13 protein-coding genes are annotated in these 14,272 nt (G+C 60.5%); 6 read left to right on the top strand and 7 right to left on the bottom strand.

What is annotated here, in order from left to right; genetic code table 11:
* Positions 1-7 precede the first annotated feature (7 nt).
* From ACR0I8_RS03040 to ACR0I8_RS03030, 3 genes are all read right to left on the bottom strand, one after another.
* Positions 8-1,327 carry a glutamine synthetase family protein gene (locus ACR0I8_RS03040; RefSeq protein WP_170688906.1) on the bottom strand — a complete coding sequence of 440 codons (1,320 nt, stop codon included), beginning with the start codon at positions 1,325-1,327 and terminating at the stop codon, positions 8-10.
* Positions 1,328-1,456: 129 nt separating this feature from the next.
* Positions 1,457-3,643, bottom strand: a complete 2,187-nt coding sequence (locus ACR0I8_RS03035) for a xanthine dehydrogenase family protein molybdopterin-binding subunit (protein ID WP_170688905.1) — start codon at positions 3,641-3,643, stop codon at positions 1,457-1,459.
* Positions 3,644-3,646: 3 nt separating this feature from the next.
* On the bottom strand, positions 3,647-4,111 hold the full coding sequence (locus tag ACR0I8_RS03030) for a (2Fe-2S)-binding protein (RefSeq protein WP_170374105.1): 465 nt from the start codon (positions 4,109-4,111) through the stop codon (positions 3,647-3,649).
* A gap of 138 nt (positions 4,112-4,249) precedes the next feature.
* On the opposite strand from ACR0I8_RS03030, the gene ACR0I8_RS03025 reads away from it, so the two are divergent.
* A complete protein-coding gene (locus tag ACR0I8_RS03025; RefSeq protein ID WP_170688904.1) occupies positions 4,250-4,876 on the top strand; it encodes a TetR/AcrR family transcriptional regulator in 627 nt (208 codons plus the stop codon).
* Between the two features lie 17 nt (positions 4,877-4,893).
* Here the strand turns inward: ACR0I8_RS03025 and ACR0I8_RS03020 are convergent, their stop codons facing one another.
* The gene (locus ACR0I8_RS03020) at positions 4,894-6,906 is read right to left on the bottom strand and encodes a CocE/NonD family hydrolase (RefSeq protein ID WP_170688903.1); all 2,013 of its coding nucleotides are present in this window, start codon (positions 6,904-6,906) and stop codon (positions 4,894-4,896) included.
* 206 nt (positions 6,907-7,112) lie between these two features.
* Here ACR0I8_RS03020 and dusA point away from each other — a divergent pair, with 206 nt between their 5' ends.
* From dusA to ACR0I8_RS03005, 3 genes are read left to right on the top strand one after another with little or no spacing between them, the layout of a single operon-like run.
* Complete coding sequence (gene dusA / locus ACR0I8_RS03015) at positions 7,113-8,105, top strand: tRNA dihydrouridine(20/20a) synthase DusA (protein WP_480702713.1); 993 nt, start codon at positions 7,113-7,115, stop codon at positions 8,103-8,105.
* Positions 8,106-8,143: 38 nt separating this feature from the next.
* On the top strand, positions 8,144-8,968 hold the full coding sequence (locus ACR0I8_RS03010; protein ID WP_170688901.1) for a sulfite exporter TauE/SafE family protein: 825 nt from the start codon (positions 8,144-8,146) through the stop codon (positions 8,966-8,968).
* Positions 8,962-9,747 carry a hypothetical protein gene (locus ACR0I8_RS03005; protein ID WP_170688900.1) on the top strand — a complete coding sequence of 262 codons (786 nt, stop codon included), beginning with the start codon at positions 8,962-8,964 and terminating at the stop codon, positions 9,745-9,747. The genes ACR0I8_RS03010 and ACR0I8_RS03005 overlap by 7 nt, the downstream gene beginning before the upstream one ends.
* Positions 9,748-10,268: 521 nt before the next feature.
* Here the strand turns inward: ACR0I8_RS03005 and ACR0I8_RS03000 are convergent.
* From ACR0I8_RS03000 to ccmI, 3 genes are read right to left on the bottom strand one after another with little or no spacing between them, the layout of a single operon-like run.
* A complete protein-coding gene (locus ACR0I8_RS03000) occupies positions 10,269-10,499 on the bottom strand; it encodes a DUF1289 domain-containing protein (RefSeq protein ID WP_170374099.1) in 231 nt (76 codons plus the stop codon).
* A 17-nt stretch (positions 10,500-10,516) separates the two neighbouring features.
* A complete protein-coding gene (gene ruvX / locus ACR0I8_RS02995) occupies positions 10,517-10,981 on the bottom strand; it encodes a Holliday junction resolvase RuvX (RefSeq protein WP_170374098.1) in 465 nt (154 codons plus the stop codon).
* Positions 10,978-12,204, bottom strand: coding sequence for a c-type cytochrome biogenesis protein CcmI (gene ccmI, locus ACR0I8_RS02990; protein WP_170688899.1), 1,227 nt, complete (start codon positions 12,202-12,204; stop codon positions 10,978-10,980). Before ccmI ends, ruvX begins: the two co-directional genes overlap by 4 nt.
* Before the next feature lie 175 nt (positions 12,205-12,379).
* Between ccmI and ACR0I8_RS02985 the strand changes: the two genes are divergently transcribed.
* Both ACR0I8_RS02985 and ACR0I8_RS02980 read left to right on the top strand, forming a co-directional pair.
* A complete protein-coding gene (locus ACR0I8_RS02985) occupies positions 12,380-13,624 on the top strand; it encodes a sarcosine oxidase subunit beta family protein (protein WP_170374096.1) in 1,245 nt (414 codons plus the stop codon).
* A gap of 277 nt (positions 13,625-13,901) precedes the next feature.
* The gene (locus tag ACR0I8_RS02980; protein WP_170374095.1) at positions 13,902-14,231 is read left to right on the top strand and encodes a sarcosine oxidase subunit delta; all 330 of its coding nucleotides are present in this window, start codon (positions 13,902-13,904) and stop codon (positions 14,229-14,231) included.
* The last annotated feature ends 41 nt before the right edge of the window (positions 14,232-14,272 follow it).

Below are 14,272 nucleotides of genomic sequence, written 5' to 3'. Positions count from 1 at the left end.
AAGGGGGTCACACGGCCTCGAGATAGCTTAGCCAGTGTTCGTCCTCGGGGCGGTCCGCAAAACGTGCGATTTCCTGCCGTTTGGTCATCGACAGATTGCGGATCAATTCCGATGGGAAAAGCCGGGCAATGATCGGGTCGCTCTCGAACAGGGCGATGGCGGCGGACCAATCGCCAGCCAGCTGAGGCAGGCCGTCAATTTCATAAGCATTGCCCGAGATCGGGGCGGGGGGCACCATGCCGTCCTCGATACCGACCAGCGCCGCGCCAAGAACGGCACTCAGCATCAGGTAAGGGTTGATGTCGCCACCAGCCACGCGGTGCTCGATACGTCGGGCCACCGGGGCACCACCCGGAATACGGATGGCAGCGGTTCTGTTCTCATAGGCCCAGCTTGCACCGGTGGGCGCATGCGCGCTGGGCACTAGCCGTGCGTATGAATTCCCATGAGGGGCAAAGATCAGAGTGCTGGCGGGCATGGCAGCAAGGCACCCGGCCACGGCCGAGCGCAGCAGGTCGGTGCCCTTGGGCCCTCCATCGTCGAAGATGTTCCGCTCATCTTGATCCAGGACCGAGAAATGCACATGCATCCCGTTTCCCGCGTCCTCGACATATGGTTTCGACATGAAGGTCGCAGCGAAGCCGTGTTTACGGGCCAAACCGCGTGTCAAAGCCTTGAAAAGCCAAGTATCATCAGCGCAGCGCATGGCGTCCTGATGATTGAGGTTGATCTCGAATTGACCGATACCGCTTTCAGAAATTGCGGTTTGCGCGGGGATGCCCATTGCAGCGCACCCGTCATAGAGGTCGGTGAAGAACGCCTCGAACGCGTCCATTTCGGCGACGGACAGAACCGCCTCGTCCGTGAGGCGGCGACCGGTGATCGGGTTGAGCGGCGCCAAGGGTTGGGGGCCGGACGCGTCGATAAGGGTGAATTCCAACTCGGTCGCCGCAACGACTGACCAGCCGCGCTGCGCGTAGCGCGACAGCACGGAGGCAAGCGCATGGCGCGGGTCACCTTCAAAGGGAACGCCGTCATCGTTATAGAGGCTCATGGGAACCAGGGCGGTCGATGTTTCAAGCCATGGCACTGGCACAGGCCCGCGCTCGGTCGGGAGCAGGATGCCATCGGCGTCACCGGTTTCGAACACGAGGGGGCTTCCGTCGATATCCGCGCCCCATAGATCGACGTTCAGGGCCGAGAATGGCATGCGCACAGCACCCTTGCTCAGCTTGTCGGCATAGGAAGGCGGGACACGTTTGCCACGCATCTGACCGTTCAGGTCGCAGGCGGCAACGCGGAAATTGTGCAAGGCGATCAGTTCCATTGGGGCGGTAGCTCCTCTCGGTTATCCGAGATGTAGCGAAGCCAAACGGCCTTGTCACGAAATTTGATCAAATTTTAGAGGTGGAAAAAGGCGTCGGCACAAATTGCGCCGACGCCACGTGTTTTAGGATCAGACGAAGGTTACGCCGTTTTCCGCCATGGGCAGGGTCGTGACCTTCACGCCCGAGAGCGCGCGGATGGCATTCGCCAGGGCCGGGGCGGACGGAGGTGTGCCCGGCTCGCCGACGCCCGTGGGCGCTTCGGCTGACGGGACGATATGAACGTCAATCGCCTGGATATCACCGATCCGCAGAGGCTCGTAATCCGGGAAGTTGAACTGGTCCACTGCACCGCTGGTCAGCGTGATCTGGTCCCGCATGACGTGACCGATGCCATAGCCGACACCGCCTTCGATCTGCGCTTTGACCACATCGGGGTTCACCGCAATGCCGCAATCCACGGCGCAAGTGACTTTTTCGATGCGAACACCGCTATCCAGATCGCCAGAAACCTCGACCACCTCAGCCACGTAAGAGCCAAAGGACTTGTGAACCGCGATCCCCTGCGCGCGCCCGGCCGGAGCGTTGCCCCATCCGGCCTTCTCAATCGCCAGCTTCAGAACTCCAGCCTTGCGGGCCTGATCGGCGTTGCTGTCATCACTCAGATGCGCCAGGCGGAACTCGACCGGGTCGCGACCGGCGGCCTCGGCGGCCAGGTCCATCATGGCCTCCATCGCATAGCCCGTGTGGGTGTGCCCGACCGAACGCCACCACAATACAGTCGTCGCTTTCGGTGTGTCCGTCAGACCCACGGCCATACCGGGGATGGCGTAGGGACTGTCAGAAACCCCTTCGACCGAGCTGTGGTCGATGCCGTCATGCACCAGAACGGCTTCAAACGGCGTACCTTTGATAACCGATTGACCAGCGATCTGATGGTGCCATCCGACGATGTTTCCTTCACCGTCCAGACCGACGCGCACTTTGTGACCAAAGGCAGGTCGGTAGTAACCGCTGCGAATGTCATCTTCACGTGTCCAGACCAGTTTGACTGGGCGAGAGCGGTCGGTGACCACGAAGGCCAGTGCGGCTTCGACCTGATAATCCGCATCAGGTGTTGCGCGGCGGCCAAAGGACCCGCCGGCCAGCATCGTATTGATATGGATCTTTTCGGCCGGAAGCTCGAAGATCTGCTGGTAGGCCATGTGAGGGCCAGTTGGCATCTGCGCGCCATCATGCAGGACAATGTCGCCCTCTGCAGTCTGTTCGATGGTGCAGTTCAGCGGCTCCATCGGCGCATGGGCCAGAAGCGGGAAGTAGAAGGTCCGCTCAACCACCGTGTCGGCGCCGTCGATGGCGGCAGAGACGGCTGTAAAATCAGCCTTGTTGACGTTGTAGGTCGGCTCGGCATCGAGCGCGTCCATGATCTCGGCCTTGATCTGATCCGAGTCGCGGGTTTCAGCGCCCGACATATCCCATTCGACCTCAAGCGCATCACGCGCCTGAATCGCGGCCCAGGTATTTTCCGCGTAGACGGCGACACCCGCTTGATTGGGCAGAACCGCAGCACTGATGTAGCCTTTGACCTCTTCCGAGGCGCTATCGTCAAACCCTAGCGCAATTCCGCCTTTGGATTCGGGGCGTTTGATCATGGCGATCATCTGGTTGGGCAGGTGAACGTCCATGGCATACATGGCCTGACCATTACCCTTGATCGCCGAATCCTTACGCCGAACGGCTTCATTGCCGATCAGGCGGAACTCGGACGGGTCCTTCAGGCGCGGCTCGGCCGGAGCGTCCAGCTGAGCAGCTGCGGCCACGAATTCGGCAATCGGAGCGGACGTGTCGCCGGATTTGACAATGCCTTCTTCGATTGTGATGCCCGATGCATCGACACCCCAGCTTTGGGCGGCGGCGTTGATCAGCATCTCGCGTGCGGCAGCACCGGCCTGACGGTATTGCAGCCACGAATTCGCCATAGCGGTCGACCCGCCTGTGCCTTGGAAGGGGCCGAATAGAAGGTTGTTGTAGACGTTGGGATCAGAGGGCGCGAATTCATATTCGATCTGGTCCATTGTCAGGCCGATTTCTTCAGCGATCAGCGTGGGCAGACCGGTCGCAGGGCCCTGACCCTTCTCAAAATGTTTGACGATGGCGGTTACGGTGCCATCCGCATCAATTTTCACGAAGGGGTTGAACTGAGCGGTCTCGGATGAAGCCGCCGCGAGTGCGCCATCCGGACGCGCGCCAACCAGTAGGACGGCACCAGCAGCAGCTGCGCCTTTCAGAAATCCACGGCGAGAGGTGTTGATGGTCATGGATCAGGCCTCCAGAATTTCAGATGCGCGCTGGATGCCGGCGCGGATACGTTGATAGGTGGCACAGCGGCAGGCGTTGCCGTACATGTACGCGTCGATTTCCTCTGCGCTGGGCTTGGGGTTCTCAGCTAGCAGGCCAACGGCCGACATCACCTGACCCGACTGGCAGTAGCCGCACTGAACCACATCCAGCTCGACCCAGGCCTGTTGGACAGCTGCGCCGATCTTGTCCTCACCGACGGCTTCGATTGTGGTGATCTCGGCGTCTTCGACGTCTTCTATATAAGTCTGGCACGAGCGGACAGGCTCGCCATTCAGATGCACGGTGCAGGCGCCGCAAGACGCGACACCGCAGCCGAATTTGGTTCCGGTGAGCTTCAGCTCATCCCGGATCACCCAGAGCAGGGGCGTGCCGGGTTCGGCGTCGACAGTATGCGTCTCGCCGTTCAGTTTCAGATTGATGGCCATGAGGGGATACTCCGTGTTGGCTTGCTACCTGAGTCGGTAAACTGGCGGGTTTACATGTGGCACAGAAAGTCGCGCCTGTAAACTCCCGCGTTTACCTAGTGTTTGACCCGATGCTGTCAATGGGTCTATAGCAATGATATGAATGAGATCAGCGCGCCCAATGCGTCCAAATATGCACAGATCATCGAAGCTGCTGTGGCCGAATTCCAGGAAAAGGGGTTCGCGGCGGCCAGCATGGATCGTATTTCACGTCAGGCCGAGGTGTCCAAGCGGACGCTCTATAAGTATTTCGAAAGCAAGGAAAATCTGTTCCGATCAATCGTGGCGGAACTGTCCAGCCGCTTTGCGGAAGTGTTGGAGATCAGGTACGAAAAAGGGCGCGATGTTCGCGAGCAACTGACTGAGCTGGCCTGGGCCGAGGGGCGAATTCTGATGCTGCCGGATGTGATGGCCATGTCCCGCATGGTGATCAGCGAAATCCTGCGCAACCCGACCTTGGCCGAGCAAGCGCAGGGCAAGCTGGACAAGACGGCCTCATTCATCGACATGCTGCGCGAGGCCGCTGCGGACGGGCAATTGAAGATCGACGACCCCGAACAGGCCGGTCGTGAATTCATCGGCCTGATCAAGGCGCGGGCGTTCTGGCCGCTGTTGTTCTCGGGCACGGTTCTCAGCCATCAGGAAATGGCGGATACGATCAACAACAGCGTCGAGATGATGATGCGCAGATACGGCCCGGATACCGCGCAGCGTTCAGCGCCATAGGGCGGACAAACCCGCCCCTACATGCCGTTGCGCGGGATCACGTGATTCCATTCCGTTTTGAAGAACAGCGTGTCTCCGTCCCAGCATTCGACCGTGGCGTTCAGCACGAAATCGGTTACCGTGGCCGTCTGCTGAGACCAGGTCTTGATACGTGCATCCCAATCGCCACGCTCAAACCGGGTTTCCTGCCGCATGGTCGCGATCGCGGATAGGGGATCATCGGGCAGAATGGAGTAGATCCGCTCGGACGTATCGGAAACCTCGGTCCCTGTTTCGAGCACCTTCTTTGATGACGGTCCCATGACGCCGCCACCAATGAAGACGCGCTCCGTCAGTCTGCCGGTGTGGGTGTCCCGTGTCAGCGTCGTCTCGGATCCGCCCTGACCTCTGGTCGAGGTCTCGGGTACCGAACCCGGGGTCGGAACCGGAAGGTCTCGAGGCACCGGCGCATCCGGCGCATTGGTGCGAACGGGCAACGACAAGGCCGAGGAGCCGGGCACGACAGTCGCGGTAACAGGCGTCGGAGCGGGCCACAAGATGGGCCAATAGGCGGTCGCAAGCTGCACCATGATCCGGTGACCGACAGGAACGTTGTAGCCGATGGCGTGCAATTGGATCGAGATCTCCATCTCTTCTCCGGGCACGACCGTGGTTGGTTCTGTGTCACTGTCACGGTGCATCAGGTTGAAGAACCCGCGCGAGATCAGGGTCTGCGCGCCGTCGGGGGCCTCATCAATCAGCAGGGCTGCGATAAAGGCCTGAGGCTGGTCGACACTGACCCGCAGCGCGATTTCAGGTTGGCCCAGAATGTCCAGCGATGCCTCCAGCGTGTCACTGCGGAACACCATCGCCCCAGCGGCGTCGATCCGACAATCCAAAGGCAAATCGCCCGGAATACCGAAAGAACACATAACCCCACCGGCCGAGCCGAATGTCTGCGGCGAGGTGATCTGCATCGGCGCGCCTGTTTGCGCCTGAGCGTCCAGCGACCCCGCGTTCAGCCAATAGGTCTCGTTCGAGACATTGGGTGAGGGCCAACTGGGCTCCTCGACCCAGCGCCCGGGGCGGTGTGTTTGCGTTCCAGCGGGGCGCGCGCTGTCCATCAAATACAGGTGCAGCGGCGGGTCGTCCGCGATCCCGGTGTCGATCCCCTTCAGCCAATAGTCCCAGAATCGCAGGACCTCGGCGATGAAATCGACCTGAGGGGTGGGCTTACCCTCATGCGGGTAGAGATGCGACCACGGGCCCATCATCACCTTGACTGGCACATTCAGGTGTTCCGAAATACGGAACGGCGTGTCGCGATACAGATCTGCCCAGCCGCCGAAATAGTAGACGGGCACGTTGATGGCGTCATAGTCCTCGCAGATCGAGCCGCGCCGCCACATCTCGTCATGAGTCTGGTGTTCCAGCCACATGGCAGGCCAGAACCCCATCGCCTCAAGCCGTTCACGCCAGAGGATGCGCCACTTGTCCTCGCCCACGATTTCAGGGTCGGGCGGGAAGGCGTTCAGCAATTGCATGATCGAGCCCCACCAGAAATTGTCGCCAGCCAGCACGCCTCCGTAGAAATGGATGTCTTCGCGCCAGCGGTCGTCGCAACCCATCACCGGCGCGATGGCTTTCAGCGCAGGGGGGCGTTTGGCTGCAACCTGAAATGAGTTGTAGGCCCCCCAACTTTTGCCAAACATGCCGACATTGCCGTCGCACCACGGCTGGTCTGCCAGCCACGCGATGACATCAACGCCGTCCTGCGTTTCCTGGTGCGAGTATTCATCCTCGGCCAGCCCACCGCTATCGCCGTTGCCGCGAATATCCACCCGAATTGAGGCATAGCCAGCCTCGGCAAAGCGCGGATGCATGGTTTCATCGCGCAGGCGCGTACGATCTCGGCGACGATAGGGGATGTATTCCAACAGGCAGGGCACCGGAGTCTCGCGCGCATTGGGTGGCAACCAGAGACGCGCGGCCAATTGCGTGCCATCGGGCATCGGAATCCAGACGGTTTCGATCACCTCTACGCTATTCATGGCCGGGTCCTTCCTGTTGTTTTGGCTTGTGTTTCTCTCAAGCACCTGTGTCGCGTCGCCGCGTTTGGTCGTATGAAACGCACAACCCGTTCAGCGCGCAAGCGAATAGGAGGCTTCGGGCCGCAAAATGTGACTCAAGTTTGCCGTCCCGCTGTGATAGCCACACGCAGGCACAGACCGGGATTTGTCAGTTGACAGAGAAAAACGTGAAAAACTTGGACCGAGCAGCGCGTTTAAGCGTGGCACCCATGATGGATTGGACCGACCGCCATTGCCGGTTTCTGCATCGGCTTCTGAGTGAGCACGCGCTGCTTTACACCGAGATGGTCACTGCGCCCGCGTTGGTGCGTGGTGGGGCGCTGCATCTGTTGGACTATAGCCCGCAGGAACATCTCGTTGCATTGCAGCTTGGCGGCTCGGACCCAGAGGAACTGGCGCAGGCCGCGCGGCTTGGGGCCGAAGCTGGGTACGATGAGATCAACCTGAATTGCGGCTGCCCCTCGGATCGGGTGCAATCGGGCACGTTTGGGGCTGTGTTGATGAAAGACCCCGCGCGTGTCGCCGACTGCGTGGCCGCCATGCGTGCGGCCGTCTCGGTCGATGTGACCGTCAAATGCCGGATTGGCGTGGATGATCAGGAACCGCGCGACGTGCTGCCGGACTTTCTGGACAAGATACAGCAGGCCGGGTGCCGACGGGTGACGATCCACGCGCGCAAGGCGTGGCTACAGGGGCTCAGCCCGAAAGAGAACCGCGATATCCCTCCGCTCGACTATGACCTCGTTCATCAGATGAAGGCTGATTTCGCGGATCTTCACATTTCGATCAATGGCGGCATCACCTCGTTGGACGAGGCGCAGACGCATCTGGAGGCCGGGCTGGACGGGGTGATGATTGGACGGGCGGCCTATCATCAGCCTTCTGACATCCTCTCCGAAGCGGATATGCGAATTTACCAGAGCGGCAACGCTCGGGACCCGATCGAAGTGGCCCGGCAAATGGTGCCCTATATCGAGCAGCACCTTGTCAACGGAGGGCGTTTGCACCAGATCACGCGGCATATGCTTGGCCTCTTTGCCGGTCGCCCCGGCGCACGGGCTTGGCGGCGCGCGCTGTCAGAAGGGGCGGTGCGGGATGGGGCAGGGCCCGAAGTGATGCTGAAGGCGCTCGATCACGTGGCGCCTCTGGCCGAGGTTTGAACGAATGAAGCCCGGTCTCTGACCGGTTTGGGGGGAAGATGCCCGAGACGATGTTGCTGGCCCAGATGCTGGGCCTTTTGCTTGTAATTGGCGCACTTGCGGGCGTTTTGGCAGGGCTGCTCGGCGTTGGCGGAGGCATCGTGCTTGTGCCCGCGTTTTTCTATGCGTTCCAAACGCTTGGATATGGTGGGCCGCAGTTGATGCAGCTATGTCTGGCGACCTCGCTGGCGACGATAATCGTAACCTCGATCCGGTCGGTGCTGGCCCATAACAAGAAAGGCGCAGTCGATTGGCAGATCCTGCGAGGCTGGGGGCCCGGCATCGTCGTAGGGGCGGTTGTTGGCGTGCTGGTCGCCTCGGCCCTGCGGACTGAAGCCTTGCAGGCGCTGTTCGGCGTTCTGGGCATGGTGATTGGTGCGTATCTGGGTTTTGGCCGTTCGGAGTGGCGCTTGGGGGATGCGATGCCCAAGGGGATCAAGCGCGCGGTTCTTTCCCCATCCGTAGGCTTCCTGTCGGTACTTATGGGAATCGGTGGTGGCAGTTTCGGCGTCCCCCTCATGAGCCTCTACAACACGCCCATCCACCGGGCCGTGGCAACGGCTGCAGGGTTCGGAGTGACCATCGCCGTGCCGTCGGTGCTGGGCTTTCTGTTTCTGGAGATCGCCCCTGAACACAGGCCTCCGCTGACGATCGGGGCCGTGAACCTTGTGGCCTTCGGGATAGTAGTCGCGATGACGATGATCACCGCCCCGTGGGGCGTCAAACTCGCTCATGCGATGGACCCGAAGCCGCTCAAGAGGGTCTTTGCACTATTCCTGACACTGGTCGCTTTGAACATGCTGCGGAAGGCGTTGGGATGGTAGAGGATTTCTGGGCGAAGGGGTGGGCCAAATTCCCGTTCGACCCCGCCCTAGCAGAATGGGTTGGGCAGGTTCTGCCCGCCGCTCAGCGGTCCGCGACGGCACCTGAACATGCCGAGTGGCTGGATTGTGAGGGCACTTGGTTCATTGGCGTCGATGCCTTGCCCAATGATGAATTTGGGCAGGTTGGGTCGTCAAAACCGCTGTCCGGGATGGCCATGGATTTCATCTCCGCGCATCTGGGCGCATTGCCGCTGCATCTCGGGCAGGTGTCGATCATCTATCCGGGCTATCCTCGCCCTCGGAAGGGTGAAAGCGAGGCCGCCGGGCGCTACAGGCGCAATCGCGACGCGGCCCATGTGGACGGGTTACGACCTATGGGGCCGGAGCGTCGTCGTCGCGTGGATGAACCGCATGCGTGGATTTTGGGCATTCCCCTGTCGGAAGCCAGCCCCGATGCCTCGCCCATGGTGTTGTGGGAAGGTAGTCATATCCCATTGGGCGAGGCCTTTAGAGCGGCTTTTGCGGATCAGTCCCAGACCGATCTGAGCAAGGTCGACATCACCGACATCTATCAAGCGACCCGCCGCGAGGTGTTCGAGACCTGCCCAAGGATCGAATTGCCTGCCAAACCTGGCGAGGCCTATCTGCTGCACCGCCATTGCCTTCACGGAGTCGCGCCATGGCCAGATGGGGCGACCGCCGGGCCGGATGGACGGATGATTGCCTATTTCCGCCCCGAATGCGCCAACGGCGTCGCGGAATGGATTGAAACACGCTGATGTCTCGTGAGGGAAACGGTTCCCCCGAATTACCCCAGCGGACCACGCCCACATCTGCCCGTTTCACAACTTGTGGGCTTCAAAACCCGACCTGTCACGAAAAATGACGTAGGGTCACTTTGCGATAAGTTTATTGATTGCTGAGTCAATGAATATACAACGGAAGGCGTTTTCTTCGTCGTTCCGGCTGAAAACTCTTTAGCCAGACCGTGCCGCTGCGGGTCGCCACTCACTCACGGAACCGGCTTTCGCCTCGCATTTTTCGAGGCGTGCGTCCGGCCCGCAGCAGGCACACTTAATTGATTGGTTCTTAATGTCTTTCAAAAGCTTTCTACGACGCTTTTCCAAGCTGCAAGATCACGCGCAACCCGTGACTGTCGATACCAAGATGGAACGGCCTGCAAAACATCCAAGAACCAGCCGGTCCGAATACTCAGACCTGTTCAAGGATGAACTCGCGACCCGACAACAGGGCAGGTGTGACAAATCAAAGGATGAAACCAGCCCGGTGGACTGAGCGGTCAGCTTTTCAGGCGGGCCGAACGCCCGCCGCGCCGTTTGGCAAGGCGTGGTTTGCGGGCGGGCAGAGCCTCCATGATTTCGGCGCGTTCGCTGCTGTCCATGCGGGACCAACGCGCGATCTCATCAAGGGTGCGGTAACAGCCGGTGCAAATCTGTTCTGTCGGGTGGACAACACAGATTCGTACACAGGGGCTTTCGACCTCATCGCGCTGCCAAACCATGTTCGTCATTCGTGGTCTCCGACCCGTTACAAAAAGCGCAGCCTGTCCAGCGCTCCCTGCAAGATATACCCTGCTGCAACGTGATCAATAACCTGTCCGCGACGTTTTCGTGTCGTATCCGCCTCTAAAAGTGCCTTTTCTGCCGCAACTGTGCTCAGACGCTCGTCCCAAAAGCCGATGGGGCAGTCGGTCAGACGGGTTAAGTTGCGGGCAAAGGCACGGGTAGATTGGCAACGGGGGCCTTCGGAACCGTCCATGTTTTTTGGTAGCCCGAGGATGACGCCGCCTATCTCGCGATCCTTGATCAACTCAAGCAAGCGCGCGGAATCGACGGTGAATTTCTTGCGGCGCACGGTCTCCAGAGGGCTGGCCACCCCGCGCATCCGGTCCGAGACCGCCACGCCGATGGTCTTTTCACCCAGATCCAGCCCCATAAGCGCCGTCATCGGCGACAGGGAAGCGGCGAAACCCTCAAAATCGTCGTGGATCATTGGGCAATACCGGCTTGCAGGGCGGCTGCGTCGATCATCTCAAGCGCCTCGGGGTTGTCGGCAAAGAGGATCTCGGCTTCGTCGCGAATATCTATTGCACGCTGGGCCTGACCCAAAACGCCAAGCGCCGCGATCAGGCGCGCCCAGTCCTGAGGAGGACCGCCCTCAGTCGCCAGGCGATCAGACAGACGGTCAACCATGCCTTGGATCATCTCTTGCCGTTCTTCCGGGGTTATCTCGGCTGCGGCGGCGACATCGTCCTGACTTGGGCCGGGCTGCCCCAATGAGCTGGGGTCTGGGCCGTTGAAAACCCCCGCGCGAAAGGCAAGCTCATCCAATTGGGCGCGAATGGCATCACCCCAAGGAGCGCCCGCTGGCGCATCCCGCGCGGTGTCGACCCAGACACGATAGGCGAGGTCTGGACGCCCGGTCTGGGCCAGCATTTGCCCCCAGTAGTAGCGCGCCGGGCCGTGTCGGGGATCACGTTCAAGCGCGGCGGCCAGAACTTGCTCAGCCTCGGGCGAGATGTAGCCGCCTGCTGCAAGGATCATCTTTTCGGCCAGATCCGAGTAGTCATCGGCTGTTGCAGCCTGACCCGAAAGCTCTATGACGCGTTGCTGCGCGGCATAAGCGGCCTTGAAGTTGCCCGCATTGGCTTCGTGCTGTGTCAGCAGGATATGCCCTTGCAGGTCATTCGGCCGGGCCGCCACGGTGTCGCGCAGTTGCTGGAGCAGCGTTGCGTAGCTTTCTTCCAGTTGTCGCGGCTGCGGCGGGGTGGCAAGGGCTTCGGCCGCTTCTTGCGCTGGGCGGTTTGTCCGGACCTCCTCGGCCAGTGCCAGCCGTGCTGTCAGGGGTTGATCGGGCAAGCCGACAGCACCGGTTCGGTAATACACCGCCAGCGCGCCGCCGATCACGATCAGCATTACGATCGCGATGGTGACGACGGAAACCCCACGCGACGGGCCTGAGGTTGCCCGGTCGCCCTGCATCTGGGCGTCTGCTGCCAGAATGCGGCGTGAGATCTCGGTGCGGACCCTTTCGGCATCGGCTTCGCCAATGACACCACGGGCCAGATCACGGTCCACACCGGCCAGTTGTTCGCGGTAGACGCGCAGATCGTAGGCTGCGGTTGGCTCGTCCGCGCGGCGGCCGCGCAAAAGCGTGTAGCCGAGGAACCCTGCGACCAGCAGCGCGATCAGACATGAAATGACCCAGAACGTCATGCTCTCTCCTGAAATTCTGCCCTGACTTAGACCTGCGGGCCGCCTAAAAAAAGGGACAAATGGCCGCGAATGTGCCACATGTCGCAATAGTGCTATATTGCGGCGTTGACCGGCGTGGATATACCCGGTCGACGCGGCATACCTGCGCCAATCACCGAACCGGATGGATTCGCTTATGAAACACTATTCAGCCTTTGCTGTCGCGCGCGAAGCGTTGCGCTATCACACCGGATGGGAGCGCGCATGGCGCTCGCCCGAGCCAAAGAAAAAATACGACGTCATCATCGTCGGTGCCGGGGGGCATGGTCTGGCGACCGCCTACTACCTTGGTAAAAACTACGGCATCCAGAACGTCGCCATCATCGAAAAAGGATGGCTGGGCGGCGGGAACACGGGCCGGAACACGACCATCATCCGGTCGAACTACCTGCAGGATCCTTCAGCGGCGCTCTATGAAAAGGCGCGGGGCCTCTATGAGGACCTGAGTCAGGACCTGAACTATAACATCATGTTCAGCCCGCGCGGCGTGATCATGCTGGCGCAGACCCAGCACGAAATTCGCGGCTACCAGCGCACGGCGCATGCCAACGCGCTGCAGGGCGTGAAGACCGAGTGGATCGGACCCGAACGCGTGAAAGAGCTGGTGCCGATCATCAATCTGGACGGTCCGCGCTATCCGGTTCTGGGTGGCCTTTGGCAGGAACGCGGCGGCACTGCGCGTCACGATGCAGTGGCTTGGGGCTATGCACGCGCCTGTTCGGCCATGGGCATGGACATCATTCAGAAATGCGAAGTCACCGGCGTACGCTCGGACAATGGTCGCGTTGTTGGCGTTGATACAACCAAGGGCGCGATCGACTGCGACAAGCTGGGGATCGTGGTTGCGGGCCATTCCGGACAGCTGGCCGAGATGGCAGGCTTCCGCTTGCCGCTGGAAGCCGTTGCGCTGCAGGCCCTGGTGTCCGAGCCGATCAAGCCCTGCATGGACGTGGTCGTGATGGCCAACACTGTTCACGGCTACATGTCGCAGTCCGACAAGGGCGAGATGGTGATCGGCGGCGGTACCGACGGGTTCAACAACTTCACCCAGCGTGGCAGCTTCCATCACATCGAGGAAACCGTCCGCGCACTGGTCGAGACCTTCCCAATGATCTCGCGCCTGAAAATGCTGCGTCAGTGGGGCGGGATTGTGGATATGACCGGCGACCGGTCTCCGATCCTGTCGAAAACGCCGCTTCAGGGCTGTTTCATCAACGCAGGTTGGGGAACCGGTGGCTTCAAGGCCATTCCGGGCTCGGGCTGGGGTATGGCACAGCTGATGGCGACAGGTCATTCACCACTGACCGAGGCCTTCTCGATGGACCGCTTCAAAGAGGGTCGCTTCATCGACGAAAGCGTCGCCGCCGGGGTGGCGCACTGATGGTTAAACCGGAAACATGCTTTCGGTTGGGGTTAACGATCATGCCCGTTGTCACCCATTACACCGTTTCGGATTGCCTCCGCTCGGTCGTACCCGCTGCCGGGCGAATGCGGCGTATGAGTTTGTTCCAATGGCTTTTTGTGAGTTTGTCTTCTCAAAAAAAGCCAGCAGCCTGCGACGAAAACAAAGATCGCAATGGTGAGCGTAAGAATTGGTCCAATATCCATACTGAGCACTTGGGCCTGTGGTTGCAAAATTTCAAGCGAGGAGTGGCACGATGCTGATCCTGAATTGCCCCTATTGCGGCGTCGATGCCGAAGAAACTGAACTGGCCGCTGGCGGCGAAGCGCATCTGAAGCGCTTTGGTCCAGGCTCGTCGGATGATGAATTCCACGACTACCTGTTCATGCGTGAGAACCCAAAAGGCGTTCATTTCGAACGTTGGCGCCACGCAAATGGTTGTGGCAAGTGGTTCCACGCGGCGCGCTGCACCAACACGCTTGAGGTGTTCGGCACATATCCGGCCCAGACCACCGAGCCACCGCAAGAGATCAAGGACGCGATCACAGCCAAGCGTCCCGGCTGGACGTGGAGAGAGTTTAAATGATCCGCCCAGCCATCCGTAATTCCGCCTGCGAAAGGTCCGCA

It is taken from the genome of Ruegeria sp. BG9 (assembly GCF_056538305.1).
The sequence above is the reverse complement of the archived record's forward strand: the minus strand, read 5'-3'. Positions and strand labels throughout refer to the sequence as shown.

Excerpts from the sequence above, each read along its gene's own strand:
- ACR0I8_RS03040 (WP_170688906.1), bottom strand. The coding sequence starts at position 1,327 with ATGGAACTGATCGCCTTGCACAATTTCCGCGTTGCCGCCTGCGACCTG.
- ACR0I8_RS03035 (WP_170688905.1), bottom strand. The coding sequence starts at position 3,643 with ATGACCATCAACACCTCTCGCCGTGGATTTCTGAAAGGCGCAGCTGCT.
- ACR0I8_RS03030 (WP_170374105.1), bottom strand. The coding sequence starts at position 4,111 with ATGGCCATCAATCTGAAACTGAACGGCGAGACGCATACTGTCGACGCC.
- ACR0I8_RS03025 (WP_170688904.1), top strand. The coding sequence starts at position 4,250 with ATGAATGAGATCAGCGCGCCCAATGCGTCCAAATATGCACAGATCATC.
- ACR0I8_RS03020 (WP_170688903.1), bottom strand. The coding sequence starts at position 6,906 with ATGAATAGCGTAGAGGTGATCGAAACCGTCTGGATTCCGATGCCCGAT.
- ACR0I8_RS03010 (WP_170688901.1), top strand. The coding sequence starts at position 8,144 with ATGCCCGAGACGATGTTGCTGGCCCAGATGCTGGGCCTTTTGCTTGTA.
- ACR0I8_RS03005 (WP_170688900.1), top strand. The coding sequence starts at position 8,962 with ATGGTAGAGGATTTCTGGGCGAAGGGGTGGGCCAAATTCCCGTTCGAC.
- ACR0I8_RS03000 (WP_170374099.1), bottom strand. The coding sequence starts at position 10,499 with ATGACGAACATGGTTTGGCAGCGCGATGAGGTCGAAAGCCCCTGTGTA.
- ruvX (WP_170374098.1), bottom strand. The coding sequence starts at position 10,981 with ATGATCCACGACGATTTTGAGGGTTTCGCCGCTTCCCTGTCGCCGATG.
- ccmI (WP_170688899.1), bottom strand. The coding sequence starts at position 12,204 with ATGACGTTCTGGGTCATTTCATGTCTGATCGCGCTGCTGGTCGCAGGG.
- ACR0I8_RS02985 (WP_170374096.1), top strand. The coding sequence starts at position 12,380 with ATGAAACACTATTCAGCCTTTGCTGTCGCGCGCGAAGCGTTGCGCTAT.
- ACR0I8_RS02980 (WP_170374095.1), top strand. The coding sequence starts at position 13,902 with ATGCTGATCCTGAATTGCCCCTATTGCGGCGTCGATGCCGAAGAAACT.